Genomic DNA, 12929 nt, shown 5'->3' with positions numbered 1-12929 from the left:
CCCCCCCCCCCCCGACCGGGGAGCGCGTCACGGGGACGCGCCCGCCGGAAGCGCCCGGCCCCGAGCCGCTCGGGGCCGTTCCCCGCGCCCACCGATCCGATCCTCAGGAGACACCATGCCCGAACCCCCACCCGTCGTGATGTCCGCGACGCTCGCCGCCGACGAGGCGCTGGCCCGCAGGCGGCGGGCCGGGGAGCAGATCGTGTCCCTGGCCTCCGGCGAGATCGGGCTGCCCGTACTGCCGGAGCTGCGCGAGCGCTTGGGCGCGGCCGCCTTCCGCAACGCGTACGGACCGGTCGCCGGGAGTGCCGAACTGCGCGCGGCTGCGGCCGGCTACTGGACCCGGCGCGGGCTGGCGACCGTCCCGGAGCAGGTGGTGTGCGGGCCCGGCAGCAAGCCGCTGCTGTTCGCCCTGCTGCTGGCCGTCGGCGGCGACCCGGTGGTCCCGGCGCCCAGTTGGGTCAGCTACGCCGCGCAGGCCCGGCTGGCCGGCGGGGTGCCGCTGCCGGTACCGACGCCGCCCGGGGAGGGCGGGGTGCCGGACCCGGACGCGCTGCGGGCCGAGGTGACCGCCGCGCGGGCGGCCGGCCGCGACCCGCGGTGCGTGGTGGTCACCACGCCCGACAACCCGACCGGCACCATCCCCTCCGCCGCTACGATGCGCCGCCTGGCCGAGGCGGCGCGCGAGCTGGACCTGGTCGTCGTGTCCGACGAGATCTACACCGACCTGGTCTTCGACCCGGCCGACCACGCCCACTCGCCGGCGCTCGACGCGCCCGAGCGCACCGTCGTCACCACCGGGCTGTCCAAGAGCCTGGCCCTGGGCGGCTGGCGGATCGGGGTGGCACGCCTGCCCGGCGGGTCGGCGGGCCGGGCGCTGCGAACGCGGCTCACCGGCATCGCCAGCCAGATATGGTCCAGCACCCCCGCGCCCGTGCAGGCCGCCGCGGCCTGGGCGTTCACCGAACCGCCGGAGGTGACCGCCTACGCCGCGGCCGCCCGCCGCCTGCACGCGACGGTGGCCAGCGCCGTCGCCCGGCGGTTCACGGACGCCGGCGCCACCTTGTCCCCGGTCCGCGCGACCTGCTATCTCTTCCCGGACTTCGAGCCGCTGCGCGGGTCGCTCGCCGGGAGCTGGGACGTGCACGACGGCGCCGCGCTCACCGCCCTGTTCGCCGACCGGTACGGGATCGGACTGCTGCCGGGCGCGGCGTTCGGTGACGCCCCGGGAGCCCTGCGGGTGCGGGCCGCCACCGCGCGGTTGTACGGCGAGACGGACGGCGAGCGGCAGACCGCCCTCGACGCCCCCGACCCGCTGCGGCTGCCGTGGATCGGTGCCGCCCTGGACCGCCTCGACACGGCGCTGGCCGGCCTCGCCGGCGCCTCCCCGGCCCGGCTGCGCGGCGCCGCCGCGCCGTGACCGGCCCGGGTATCCGCTCGCGTACCGCCGCCTCGCGACCAGCACCCGCTAACGATCACCGCCGCCGCTCCCCGGGCCCCGGGGAGCGGTCCCACACCAAGGAGGATCCGACCGCGATGTCCGCTGCTTCCGCATCAGCCCCCGAACCCGCCAGCGTCCCCGTCCCCCCCTGCGTCTTCGAGTGTGAGTACCGCGGCGTCCGCCACGCCGGAACCGGCCTGCCCGCCCCGGGCGCGGAGTTGACCCTGTACCCGGTGGCGGAGGGGCAGTTGCGCGCCGCGGTGCTCGCCGGCGGCCCGCGGTCGCTGGAGCAGGCGGTCACCGCCCAGGGCGGCCCGGTCACCGCCACGGCCGACGACCCCGACCTGCGGTTCCTGCCGCCGCTGCTGCCGACCGACACCAACAACTCGCTGCTGACCGGCTTCATGGGCACCCACCGCTCCAAGTTCGACCGCCCGCCGACCGCCGACGAACCGTTCCGTGCCCCCAACTGGCTGATCAAGGGCATGGGTTCGTGGACCCGGATGCCGGGCGAGACCCTGACCGTGCCGGCCTCCGCGGTCGCGCTGCTGGAGGAGCCGGAGGTCGCGCTGGTCTTCGCCAACGACGCCGACGGCGTGCCCCACTACGCCGGCTACACCTTCGGCAACGACCTGAACGACATCGGTCTGCACACGCAGAACCCCTGGGGCTGGACGCCCTACGCCAAGCTGTGCGACAGCGCCATGACGCCCTGGCTCTTCCTGGGCGCTCCCCCGGTGACCGCCGCCGGGCGGGTCGTCATCGAGCGCGGCGGCGAGACCGCCTGGGAGGGGCCGTTCACCTGCGGCGCGGACGCGCTGTTCCAGCGGGTGCCCGACATGATCGAGCACCTGCTGTCCTACCCCGCGCTGCGCCGCCCCGGCCTGGTGCAGTACATGCTGCTCGGCTCGGACAAGGCGAGCTGGCACGACGGTTTCCGTATCGCCGACGAGGACCGCGTCACCATCGAGTTCACCAGCCACGGCGTGGTGCTGTCCAACCCGGTCAGCTGGGCGAAGGCCGTCGCGCCGGTCCAGGTCGGCTGACGGCCCGGGGCGGCCACCGCTACTCGGTGGCCGCCCCGACCGTCCGGGGCTCGGCCACCGTCTCGGCCCCCCGTTCGGCGCCGCGCAGCGCGACCAGGTACTCGGTGATGGCGTTCCGGTTGCGGACCAGGAACCGGATGCGCTCGTTCATCCGGTCGCGCTCCTGCTCCAGGGTCGCGATCGTCTCGGGAGTCGCGTCGGACACGTAGATCGCCCCGGGCTGGTTGATGCACGGGAGGATCTGCTTGATCACCCGGGTCGGCAGCCCGGCGTCCAGCAGCCCCCTGATCTGCCGCACCCGTTCCACGTAGCGCTCGTCGTAGACCCGGTACCCGTTGCCCGCCCGCCCCGAGCTGATCAGGCCCTGCTCCTCGTAATAGCGCAGCAACCGCGGTGACGTGCGGGTGCGTTCCGCCAACTGGCCGATGCGCATGTGAGCAACACCCTCCTGAATCACTTGACCTTCACATATATGGAAGGGTTTGACGATAGAGCCATGACTGCTTCTGACGCCCGATTACTGACAGGCTCCATCGAGGAGCCGAAGCAGGCGGGGCTGCCGTGGAACGCGCTGCTGGCCCTCGCCACCGCCGCGTTCGTCGGCATCCTCACCGAGGCGCTGCCCGCCGGCATCCTGCCCGACATGGGACACGACCTGTCGGTCAGCGAGTCGGCGATGGGACAGGCCCTGACGGTCTACGCCATCGCCTCCTCCATCACCGCGATCCCGCTCCAGGCGCTCACCGCGTCCTGGCGCCGCAAGCCGCTGATGCTGGCCGCGGTGTTCGGCATCGCCGTGTCCAACCTGGTCACGGCGGTGTCCGACAGCTACCCGCTGATCATGGTGTTCCGCTTCCTGGGCGGGGTGGCCGCCGGCTTCATCTGGGCGCTGCTGGTGGAGTACGCGCGCCGCCTGGCGCCCGCCCATCTGCAGGGCCGGGCCATCGCGATCACCATGATCGGTGTGCCGCTCGCGCTGTCCCTGGGCATTCCGCTGGGCACCTTCCTGAGCAACGTGTTCGACTGGCGGCTGACCTTCGTCCTGGTGACGGTGCTCGGCGTGCTGCTGGTGGGCTGGATCGCGGCGGTGGTGCCGGATCTGGCCGGGCACCGCGACGAGCACCGCGAGCCGATCCTGCGGGCCTTCAGCCGGCCCGGTGTCGCGGCCGTGCTGTTCGTCGTCGCCGCCTATGTCCTGGCCCACAACATCCTCTACACCTACATCGCCACCTTCCTCGACGAGTACCACATGAAGGGCTCCACCGACCGCGTACTGCTGGTGTTCGGCATCGCCTCGCTGGTGAGCATCTGGATCGTCGGCACACATGTCGACCGCAGGCTGCGCCAGTTGACCATCGCCAGCACCGCGCTGTTCGCCGCGGGCGCCGTCCTCCTGGGGCTGCTGGCGGGCAACAACGCGGTGGTCTACGGCGCGATGGTGCTGTGGGGCCTGGGCTGGGGCGGTGTCACCACCCTGCTCCAGACCGCGGTCACCGACGCCGGCGGCTCGCCGGCCCAGGCGCTGCTGGTCACCGTGTGGAACGGGTTCATGTCCGCCGGAGGAGCGGTGGGCGGACTCCTGCTCGACGGCATCGGGCCGAAGTCCTTCCCCTGGAGCGTGCTGATGCTGCTGGGTCCCGTCCTGCTGGTCGTGGTCGTCGGACGGCGCCACGCGTTCCCGGCCGAGCGCGCCCGGGCGGTCTGACCGGGTCCGGGCCGGGCCGCCGGGACCCGGGCGGTGCGGTGCGGGCGCGCCGGTCCCCGGCGGCCTCACTGCACCGCGCCGGGCGTGCCCGGCACAACGGTCCCGTGCCCGATCCGGTATCCGACGCCCCGGACCGTCACGATCCAGGTGGACGAGCCGAGCTTGGTCCGCAGGCTGCTGATATGGGTGTCGATGGTCCTGCTGCCCCACACCCCGTTGTCGCGCCATACCGTCGCCATGAGTTCTTTCCGTGAGACGACCGTCTCCGGGTTGGCCGCCAGCGTGTAGAGGAGTTCGAACTCCTTGCAGGTGACGTCGACGGGCTGGTCCCCGAGCCGCACCTGCCGGGTCCGGCCGTCGATGTGCAGGGAGCCGGCGGAGATCGCCCGCAGCCCCTCGTCGCGGCGCCCGGTACGGCGCATCACGGCCTCGATCCGCGCGATGATCTCCTGCTCGGCGCAGGACTCGACCACGCAGTCGTCGGCGCCGGACTTCAGCGCCAGTACCCGGTTGAGCGTGCTGTCCTGGGCGCTGACGCAGATGATCGGCGTGTGGCCGGCGGCGCGGATGGTCCGGCACACCTCCAGGCCGTCGATGTCCGTCAGGGCGAGGTTCAGCAGGACGAGGTCCGCGCGCTGGTACTTCGTCAGCGCCTCTTGGCCCCTGCTGGCCGTCTGGACGCTGTAGCCCTGACGCCGGGCCACTCCGACCAGTCGCTCGGCGATGTCCGTGCAGGGCTCGACGACGAGTACCCGCATGGTGTGTTCTCCCTAGGTTCCGTGGCGGCGTGCGGACGGTCCGGCGCCGGGGCGGTCCCGCTGGGGCGGCCGCCCGCGCCGTCGCGGCATGCCGGAGGCCGGCACGCCGGGGGGCGTGCCGGAACCTGCTGGCGCCGGTCGGACAGGGATACCGAACGCGTATACGAACGTCAGCTCCCTTACCCGCTAGGAAAAAACAGAACGCGCGGTTTGTCAATTGTTTCTGTCACCTGTCGGTAACAGAACGTCGATCATCGGCCAACCCCTCACCGGCCGCCGGGCCGGCCGCCCTCGTCCGGGGCCGGTACGGCGCCGGCGACGAACACCGCATCCCTGGAGCCGCGTCCGGGCCGACCAGGACCGGCAGCATCATCTGCCAGAACCGCGTGACCCAGCACTCCGACAGCCACCAGGCATCGGCCCCGCCCAGCACCTGGAAGCCGGCGGTCGCCGCGACGACCGCCGCGGCCGCGTCGTGCACATTGACCCCGGCGGCCAGTTCGCCGTCGTCCTGCGCCGACCGCAGCGTCCGCTCGATCCAGCGCCACCACTCCCGCCACAGCGCCCCTTGGTGCCCGCTCCCGTCCTCATGGTGCAGACGGAACCCGGACCGGACCACGAAGTCGCCGCTCAGGCCCTCCGCGAGCGCGTGCAGGGAGTCGACGAGCTTCTGGATCGAGGACCCCGGACCGGCGGCGACCTGCCCGGTGATCCTGCGCAGCCCGAGCAGCGCGGTGGCCTCCACCGCCTCGGCCAGGGCGCGTTTGCTGGAGAAGTGGAAGTGGAGCGCCCCGGTACTGACCCCCGCCCGCCCGCTGACCGTGCCCAGCGAGGCCGCCGCGTACCCCTCCTCGGCGAAAACCTCGGCGGCCGCCAGCACCAGCGACCGCCGCGTCCGCGCGGCCCGTTCCTGTTTGACCATGGTATTTCCTCTCCCCCCGCAGAACTGCTGCGACCGTACCCACGACTGAGCCGAAGTTCACCTAAACAAACCGTATGGCCCGTATGGTTTTCACCGCGACGCGGTACGGTCCCCGGCGCCGTACGGCCGCCTCCCCGCCCGCCTGCGGGACACCGCCCGGCCCTGCCGACGCGGCGGTTTCAACTACTGCCGGGACAACAGCCGTTCACGGCACGGCAACCTCTCCGCCGAGTCGTGCGCGACCGCCTTCACGTCGCCTTCACGTCGCCGCTGAACGTACAAATATCCGAATATCGCCTAGCGCTGCGCTCCGAGGGCCCCGGAATATAAACCGGTCAGTTCGTTTTTCACCGCGACCCCGGGCGCGGGACGACGCCCGGGCAGGACCGAGAGAGGGAACGCATGCCCGTGAACGGATCGCAGAGGGACTCCGCCTCCGGAGCCGGCACGCTCGAACGCACAGGGAGCGCGATGGCGGAGGTCCCCGCGGCGGGACCGCCGGCCGGCACCGGGGTCACCGCGGTGCTGGAGAGAACGCTCACCCGCACGGTCCCACGCGAATACGTGCACCGCTCGGCGGTGGCCGAAGTACTGCTCACCGGCTGGGAGCAGGAGGACGCCGACCTCTTCGTGCTCCAGGCGCAGTGGCCCCGCAGCCGCGTCTTCTACGACGCGGGGGCGGCCGGCGGCCACGACCCGCTGCTCATCGCCGAGACGATCCGCCAGAGCGGCCTGCTGGTCGCCCACGCCGGACTCGGCGTCCCGCTCGGCCACCACTTCCTCATGCACGACCTGTCCTTCGCCGCCCGCCCCGACCGGATGGCGGTCGGCGGCGTACCGACCGACATCACCGTCGAGTTCCGCTGCGCCGATCTCAAGCGGCGGGGCGGCGCGTTGTCCTCGCTGCGCTACGAGACGGTGCTGCGGCGAGGCGCGGACACGCTGGCGACCGGCGGCGCCTCCTTCACCTGCGTCACCCCCCGGGTGTACCGGCGCACCCGCGGGGAAGCCCTGCGCACGCAGGCCCCGCCGCCGCCCGAGCCGGTCGAACCGGCCGGCGTCGGCCGTACCCGGGCCTCGGACGTGGTGCTCTCGCCGGTCGGCGCGTACGACCGGTGGCTGCTGCGCGTCGACCCGCGCCACCCGGTGCTCTTCGACCACCCGGTCGACCACGTCCCTGGCATGGTCCTGCTGGAGGCCGCCCGCCAGGCCACGGCCGCGGTGCTCGGGCGGCCCTCACCGACCATCCTCGGCATCGCGGCCGACTTCACCCGCTTCGCCGAACTCGACTGCCCCTGCCTGATCGAGGCCTGCCGTCTGCCCGCCACGGGGCACGACGCGTCGGGGCACGTCCTGGTGACGGGCAGCCAGGGCGAGCGGCCCGTCTTCAGCGTCCAGGTCACGGTCTGAGCGACTGCCCGCGCGCCGGGCCCGTCCGCTCCGGAGCCGGGGCGAAGGCCGCGCGGTGACCGGCGGCCCACGCGGGGAAGGACCGCGCGGGCCGCCCGGTCACGGCCCGCACCGTGCCGGTGACGTCCGCCTTCGCCCCGTCCCGCTGCCGTTCGGCGCCGCGGAGCAGCGCCTCGGCGAGCCATCGCGGGTAGCGGGCGCACAGCGCGGTGCGCGCGGCGTCCACCGTCAGCTCCTCGAAGCGCAGCGGGATTCCGAGGACCCGGGACAGCTCCTCGGTCTGCCGTACGGCGGTGACGGGCTCGGGTCCGGTCAGGGTGTGGATCCGGCTGCCGTGTCCCTCGCCGATCAGCGCGGCCACCGCGACTTCCGCGACGTCCCGGGGGTCCACACACGCGTTGGGCGCCCGCCCGTACAGTGCCCGCACCACACCCTCGGCACGGATCGACCCGGCCCAGGAAAGGGTGTTGGACATGAAGGCGCGCGGACGCAGCAGCGTCCACTCCAGGCCCGAGTCGCGCAGCAGCTCCTCGCTCCGCCGCTGCCACCGGGTGATCGCGTCGTCCGCCGCCGGGTCCGCGACGGCGGCGGCCGACAGCTTGACCACGCGCCGGACGTCCGCCGCTCGGGCGGCCGCCAGAAACGCGGCGTCGTCGTCCCCGCCGACCCGGGAGGTGACCAGGAACGCCGTGTGCACACCGCGCAGCGCCGCGGCCAGCGAAGCCGGGTCGGCGTAGTCCCCCGGCACCACCTCGACCGGCGCCGGAGTGCCGGGCACCCGGCTCGGGTCGCGGACCAGCGCCCGGACGGCCGCCCCGGCCGGCATCCGGCGCAGCACCTCCGCGCCGATCGTCCCGGTGACACCTGTGAGCAGGATCATGCCGTTTCCCCCTCCGCCGCTTGTCCGGATCCGATGGGCCCCGGCGTCGCCGCGCGGTAATATACGGTGCGGTCGGTTTTTCGGACAGCGGGCGATCTCCTCACCGGTGGGGCCGGTCCGTCGTCGACTGCGCGCCTTTTGTGCCGCGGCAGTACGCGGTACCGGTCGTCGCCAGCGCGCGGATCCGGCGGTTGCCGCGGTTGCGGCGGTGGAGCACGGAGGGGAGGCACGCGATGCAGGAACGGGCGATCGAGACACGCAGGAACATCCTGGAGGCGGCGGCCAAGGTCTTCGACGAGCGCGGGTTCCAGGCGGCGACCATCGCCGATGTGACCGCCGAGGCGGAAGTGACCAAGGGGGCCCTCTACTTCCACTTCCCCTCCAAGGAGGCGCTGGCCGAAGGGGTGCTGCGCGAGCAGGACGGCCAGTTCCCGACCCCCGAGCGGGCCAGCAGACTCCAGCAGTTGGTCGATACGGTGATGGTCCAGGCGTATCGCCTGGAGACCGACTGCATGACCCGCGCCGGCGTCCGGCTGACGCTCGACCAGCGGGCCAGCAACATCGACCGCAAGGGGCCGTTCGAGCGGTGGGCCGACACCTGCCGGGAACTGCTGGAGGCGGGCCAGCGCCAGGGCGAGGTGCTGCCGCACGTCGTGCCGGCGGACACCGCCGAGGTCCTGGTCGGCGCCTTCGCCGGCATACAGGCCATGTCCCAGGCGTACAGCAACTACGCGGACCTGTCGGCCCGGGTCGGCGCGCTGCTGCGGCATGTGCTGCCTTCCGTCGCGCACGCGCCGGTGCTGGTGTCGCTCGACTTGTCCGAGCGCCGGGGTGAGAAGGTCTCCGCCGAGTTGCTGGCGCTGCACGGGGAGGAACCGCAGCGAGGCAGGCCGGTCACCGTGGGCTGAGCGGCCCTCGGGGCCGGTCCGGACCGGTCTTCGCGGATCGGGCCGCGGCCGTCGGGTGTTCTTCCCCGGCTGCCGCCGGGCCCCTGTCGTCGCGGATCGGGGAAGAGCGCCGGGATAGGGTCCACGGGCCCGCGCCCCGGCGCGGCGGTCACGGTGACCACCCGTCGGCTCTGCGGTGTCCTCCCCCGTCAACGACCTTCTTCCACCAGCTCCGACGGGTCCACCGCGCCCGCCCCGGTCGGGTCCGGCGGCCCGAAGTAGGCGGTGAGGGCGGCGGCGAGCCCGCCCGCCCCGGGGGTCCAGGCGATGTAGCCGTCCGGCCGGACCAGCACCGCGGTCAGCGGCTCGCCGGAGGGCGCGGCGGCGGGCGCGGAAGCGGTACGGACCACGCGCAGCAGCCCGGCCCACGGCGCTGCCCGCGCGTGGTGGCGCCCCGCGTCGGCGCCGCCGAGCAGCAGCAGCGGCCGGCCCGCCCGCAGCAGGGAGATCACGTCGGTCGCCCGCTCAGAACGGCCGCCGTCGCCCGCCGAGGAGTCCGCCACGGGCAGCAGCGGCACATTCGTCAGGAAATGGCCCTCCCAGGGCGAGGGGCGGTCGGCGAGCGGCGGAGCCGTGATGTCCTGGCCGCTGACGCGCGCGGCCGGACACCCGCTCGCCATGTCGGGTGCCGGTGGCCCGGCGGGCGGTCGGCGGGAGCCGGGCTCCGCGCCCGACTCCGGCCGCATCAGGTCGAGTTGAGCGCGGGTGTCGGCGATGACTCGGCGCGCGACCGGCCGGCGCTCGGGCCCGTACGCGTCGAGCAGCCCGGGCCCCGCCGCGCCCCGGACGACGTGGGCCAGCCGCCAGCCCAGTGACAGCGCGTCCAGCACGCCGGTGCTCAGGCCCTGGCCGCCGATGGGGAAGTGGACGTGCGCGGCGTCCCCGGCGAGCAGCACCCGGCCTCGGCGGTAGTCGCGCGCCAGCCGGGAGAAGTCGCTGAACCGTGTCACGTCGCCGAGCCGGCCGAGGGTGACCTCACGCCCGGCGATCCGTGCCACCTCGGCGCGGAAGTCATCGGCGGTCGGCGGGCGGTCGCGGGTGCCGTGCGGCCCCGCGGTGTCCAGCGTGCGGACATGGGCGCCGCCGTCCGGGAGGCCGCTGACCACGATCCAGCCGCGCGGCGTACGGTGCCAGCCGTGTTCCAGGGCGGGCGGCCCGTTGTCCGCGGGCGGCTCCACGACCGCGGACCAGGCCGCCACGGTGGCCGGCCAGCTGTCCGAGGCGATACCGGCCAGTTCGCGCACCGTGCTCCTCGCCCCGTCCGCCGCCACGACATAGGCCGCCCTCCAGACCTCCGGGCCGGCCGGCCCGCGTACCGTCAGCCGGACCGCGTCCGGGTCATCGGCCATCGCGACCACCCGGTGCCCGCGCCGCACCCGGACGCCCCGGGCCCGCGCCCGGGCCTCGAAGTCCCGTTCCAGATCGGCCTGGCGGCACTTCAGCAGCGGGGCCGGCTCGGCCGCCGGAGCGGTGAGGGTCAGCCCGGGGACGCCGGCGAAGTGGAACGGGCGGGTCTGCTCGGGGCCGTCGCCGCTCGCCGCCCGCCAGGGGAGATGCCCGCCGCGCACGAGGCACTGCGCGGCGCGGGCGTGCAGCGTGGTCGCCTTGGGACGGCGCGAGACGGACGTCAGTGCTTCGAACACCACCGTGTCCACGCCCCTGGCGCCGAGTTCGGCCGCGACCAGGAGCCCGACCGGCCCGCCTCCGACAACGACGACATCGGCACGCATCCCCGCCTCCCGCCCCGGGCCGCCCCCGCCGGGCGGCCCGTACCCGACGGCCATGGTGCGGCACGGCCCCGCGCCCCGCCAATGGGGCACCCGGGGGCGGCTGGTACCGGCGCGGGGGCCGGGGGCCGGTGCCGCGAGAGCGCCGGACCCCGGCCCCGGAGGCCTTTCAGGGCCGCAGGGCGAGCTTCCCGACGGTGCTTCCCTCGGCGAGCGTCATGAGCGCCTTCGGCCCGTCGGCGAGGTCGAAGACGGTCGGCTGCCCGGGCGGGTAGACGCCGGCCTCGATCAGGCGGCCCAGTTCCTCGACGAGTTCGCCCATCAGGCCCGGCGCGGTCTGCGCGAGTACGCCGATGTGCAGGCCGATGAGCTGCACGGGGCCGAAGTTCAGCTCGCGGTTGGTGACCGCCGCTTCGCCGGACGCCGCGCCGTAGACGACGACGCGGCCGGTGACGGGGCGGGCGGCCGCGAGGCTGGTGCGGAAGACCTGGCCGCCCACGGACTCCAGCACCACGTCGGCGCCCTGACCGGCGGTCAGCCGCGAGACCTCGGCGGCGGTGTCGACGGCGCGGTAGTCGATGACATGGTCGGCGCCCAGGGCGAGAACGGCCTCGTGCTTCTCCGGCGCGGCGCAGGCCAGCACGGTCGCGCCGAAGTGCTTGGCCAGCCGGACCGCCGCCTGGCCGACGCCCCCGGCGGCGGCGTAGACGAGCACGGTCTCGCCGCGGGCCAGCCTGCCCAGCCGCAGTGCGGCCAGGGCGGTCGCCCAGTTGAGCACCAGGCCGAGCGCTTCCTCCTCGCTCCAGCCCTCGGGCAGCGGCAGGGCGGCGGCCGCCGGGAGCGTCATGTATTCGGCGAAGGCGCCGCTGCCCGCGCCGATGACCCGGTCGCCCACCGCGAGGCCCTCCGTCCCCGGCCCCAGGGCGACGACGGTGCCGGCCCCCTCGAAACCGGCCAGATACGGGGCCTGCGGACCGCCTTCGTAGGTGCCGTGGGTCTGCATCACATCGGCGAGGTTGACGCCGGCCGCGCCCACCCGCAGAAGCACCTCGCCAGGACCGGGCGCGGGCACCGGCGCGTCGTGGACGAGGGTCAGGAGGTGCGGGCCGCCTAACGCGGGCTGCCGCAGGGCGCGCATGGTTTCGGGCACGCCGGGGTTGTCGCTCATGGTGGTGTCTCAGTCCGCTCGGTCTGTTCTTCGGGCTCTCGTACGGTGCCGGGGCCCCGTACGACGCGGGCCACCGCACGGCTGCAGGGCAGGCGGGCGCGAGAGCGCGCCTGCCCTGACCCCGGGTGCCCCTGGCGAGAACAATAAAGGACCGCGCGGTCGGTATGCGGTCGGTCGGTACCCGTGGCCGCGCCGGCCGGCTGACGGCGGGTCGAGCGCGGGGCCCTGCTCAGTCCGTCCGCCCCTCCTGCGCCGGGTAGGTGATGACGAGCATGGTCACGCCGTCCGCCGCCGTCCACGGACCGTGCGGCATGCCCGGCGGGCGGCAGGCGTACGAGCCGCGGCCGAAGGTCCGGTCCAGGGTCAGATCGTGCATCGAGCCCTCCAGCAGATAGACCTCCTCCCAGAAGTCGTGCCGGGCCACGCCCAGGGCGGAGGTGTCGGTGCCGGGCGCCCAGCGCACCAGCGCGGTGCCGCGCCCGGTGGTCGTGTCCTGTGCCAGGACCAGCTGCTCCGTCCCCGGGCCCGCGCCTTCCGGCACCGTCCAGGGACCGTCGGGGATGTGGAACTCCAGCTCCGGCTTGCTCATGGCGTCCTCTCGGGTCCTGTGTCGTCGGGCTCCGGCAGCGCGGCTCGGCGGTCCGGCCCCAACGGTAGGCGGCGGGGCGCGCGTTCGCGTGGGTCACCCTGCGGCAGTGCCCGGCCCCGGAGCAACCGGGCCGCCCTGCCGGGGCGTTCCCGGCGGACGCGACGTCCGTTCAGGGGCGTACGCCTGGGGCGCGGGCGGATCGCGCGGCGGGCGCCTGTGATACCGCGCGCCGATGACGGCGATTGCGCTGCGCAATCGGGCGAACACATACTGTAATCGCCCCGGTGAACGGCTGGTCCGGGAGCGCGCTTTCCTCTGTCAGGTGTCGCCGCTAGG

12 protein-coding genes are annotated in these 12929 nt (G+C 74.3%); 5 read left to right on the top strand and 7 right to left on the bottom strand.

The window, feature by feature from the left end:
- The first annotated feature begins 115 nt into the window (after positions 1-115).
- Together ACFO3J_RS35270 and ACFO3J_RS35265 are read left to right on the top strand one after the other, a co-directional pair.
- A complete protein-coding gene (locus tag ACFO3J_RS35270) occupies positions 116-1420 on the top strand; it encodes a pyridoxal phosphate-dependent aminotransferase (RefSeq protein WP_386438744.1) in 1305 nt (434 codons plus the stop codon).
- 116 nt (positions 1421-1536) lie between these two features.
- The gene (locus tag ACFO3J_RS35265; RefSeq protein ID WP_386438741.1) at positions 1537-2487 is read left to right on the top strand and encodes a fumarylacetoacetate (FAA) hydrolase; all 951 of its coding nucleotides are present in this window, start codon (positions 1537-1539) and stop codon (positions 2485-2487) included.
- Positions 2488-2506: 19 nt separating this feature from the next.
- Here the strand turns inward: ACFO3J_RS35265 and ACFO3J_RS35260 are convergent, their stop codons facing one another.
- Positions 2507-2920: a MerR family transcriptional regulator gene (locus tag ACFO3J_RS35260; protein WP_386438738.1), complete on the bottom strand. Its 414-nt coding sequence runs from the start codon at positions 2918-2920 to the stop codon at positions 2507-2509.
- 63 nt (positions 2921-2983) lie between these two features.
- Here ACFO3J_RS35260 and ACFO3J_RS35255 point away from each other — a divergent pair, with 63 nt between their 5' ends.
- Positions 2984-4192, top strand: a complete 1209-nt coding sequence (locus ACFO3J_RS35255; protein WP_386438735.1) for an MFS transporter — start codon at positions 2984-2986, stop codon at positions 4190-4192.
- A gap of 65 nt (positions 4193-4257) precedes the next feature.
- Here the strand turns inward: ACFO3J_RS35255 and ACFO3J_RS35250 are convergent, their stop codons facing one another.
- Together ACFO3J_RS35250 and ACFO3J_RS35245 are read right to left on the bottom strand one after the other, a co-directional pair.
- Positions 4258-4950 (bottom strand): response regulator transcription factor, encoded by a 693-nt coding sequence (locus ACFO3J_RS35250; RefSeq protein WP_386438732.1) that lies wholly within the window; start codon positions 4948-4950, stop codon positions 4258-4260.
- Between the two features lie 226 nt (positions 4951-5176).
- Complete coding sequence (locus tag ACFO3J_RS35245; protein WP_386438729.1) at positions 5177-5872, bottom strand: ScbR family autoregulator-binding transcription factor; 696 nt, start codon at positions 5870-5872, stop codon at positions 5177-5179.
- 408 nt (positions 5873-6280) lie between these two features.
- Here ACFO3J_RS35245 and ACFO3J_RS35240 point away from each other — a divergent pair, with 408 nt between their 5' ends.
- Positions 6281-7282 (top strand): ScbA/BarX family gamma-butyrolactone biosynthesis protein, encoded by a 1002-nt coding sequence (locus ACFO3J_RS35240; RefSeq protein ID WP_386438726.1) that lies wholly within the window; start codon positions 6281-6283, stop codon positions 7280-7282.
- Here the strand turns inward: ACFO3J_RS35240 and ACFO3J_RS35235 are convergent.
- A complete protein-coding gene (locus ACFO3J_RS35235; protein WP_386438723.1) occupies positions 7272-8162 on the bottom strand; it encodes an NAD(P)H-binding protein in 891 nt (296 codons plus the stop codon). The genes ACFO3J_RS35240 and ACFO3J_RS35235 overlap by 11 nt on opposite strands.
- Positions 8163-8395: 233 nt before the next feature.
- Here ACFO3J_RS35235 and ACFO3J_RS35230 point away from each other — a divergent pair, with 233 nt between their 5' ends.
- Complete coding sequence (locus ACFO3J_RS35230; RefSeq protein WP_386438720.1) at positions 8396-9070, top strand: ScbR family autoregulator-binding transcription factor; 675 nt, start codon at positions 8396-8398, stop codon at positions 9068-9070.
- Positions 9071-9258: 188 nt separating this feature from the next.
- Here the strand turns inward: ACFO3J_RS35230 and ACFO3J_RS35225 are convergent, their stop codons facing one another.
- The 3 genes from ACFO3J_RS35225 to ACFO3J_RS35215 form a co-directional block, all read right to left on the bottom strand.
- A complete protein-coding gene (locus tag ACFO3J_RS35225) occupies positions 9259-10839 on the bottom strand; it encodes an FAD-dependent monooxygenase (RefSeq protein ID WP_386438717.1) in 1581 nt (526 codons plus the stop codon).
- Between the two features lie 166 nt (positions 10840-11005).
- Positions 11006-12004 (bottom strand): zinc-binding dehydrogenase, encoded by a 999-nt coding sequence (locus ACFO3J_RS35220; RefSeq protein WP_386438714.1) that lies wholly within the window; start codon positions 12002-12004, stop codon positions 11006-11008.
- A 229-nt stretch (positions 12005-12233) separates the two neighbouring features.
- Complete coding sequence (locus ACFO3J_RS35215) at positions 12234-12593, bottom strand: cupin domain-containing protein (protein ID WP_386438712.1); 360 nt, start codon at positions 12591-12593, stop codon at positions 12234-12236.
- Positions 12594-12929: the final 336 nt, after the last annotated feature.

This window comes from Streptomyces polygonati (assembly GCF_042650325.1).
Lineage (GTDB): Bacteria > Actinomycetota > Actinomycetes > Streptomycetales > Streptomycetaceae > Actinacidiphila > Actinacidiphila polygonati.
This window is presented reverse-complemented; position numbering and strand designations above follow the sequence as displayed.

Coding starts and splice junctions, on each gene's coding strand:
- ACFO3J_RS35270 (WP_386438744.1), top strand. CDS start 116: ATGCCCGAACCCCCACCCGTCGTGATGTCCGCGACGCTCGCCGCCGAC.
- ACFO3J_RS35265 (WP_386438741.1), top strand. CDS start 1,537: ATGTCCGCTGCTTCCGCATCAGCCCCCGAACCCGCCAGCGTCCCCGTC.
- ACFO3J_RS35260 (WP_386438738.1), bottom strand. CDS start 2,920: ATGCGCATCGGCCAGTTGGCGGAACGCACCCGCACGTCACCGCGGTTG.
- ACFO3J_RS35255 (WP_386438735.1), top strand. CDS start 2,984: ATGACTGCTTCTGACGCCCGATTACTGACAGGCTCCATCGAGGAGCCG.
- ACFO3J_RS35250 (WP_386438732.1), bottom strand. CDS start 4,950: ATGCGGGTACTCGTCGTCGAGCCCTGCACGGACATCGCCGAGCGACTG.
- ACFO3J_RS35245 (WP_386438729.1), bottom strand. CDS start 5,872: ATGGTCAAACAGGAACGGGCCGCGCGGACGCGGCGGTCGCTGGTGCTG.
- ACFO3J_RS35235 (WP_386438723.1), bottom strand. CDS start 8,162: ATGATCCTGCTCACAGGTGTCACCGGGACGATCGGCGCGGAGGTGCTG.
- ACFO3J_RS35230 (WP_386438720.1), top strand. CDS start 8,396: ATGCAGGAACGGGCGATCGAGACACGCAGGAACATCCTGGAGGCGGCG.
- ACFO3J_RS35225 (WP_386438717.1), bottom strand. CDS start 10,839: ATGCGTGCCGATGTCGTCGTTGTCGGAGGCGGGCCGGTCGGGCTCCTG.
- ACFO3J_RS35220 (WP_386438714.1), bottom strand. CDS start 12,004: ATGAGCGACAACCCCGGCGTGCCCGAAACCATGCGCGCCCTGCGGCAG.
- ACFO3J_RS35215 (WP_386438712.1), bottom strand. CDS start 12,593: ATGAGCAAGCCGGAGCTGGAGTTCCACATCCCCGACGGTCCCTGGACG.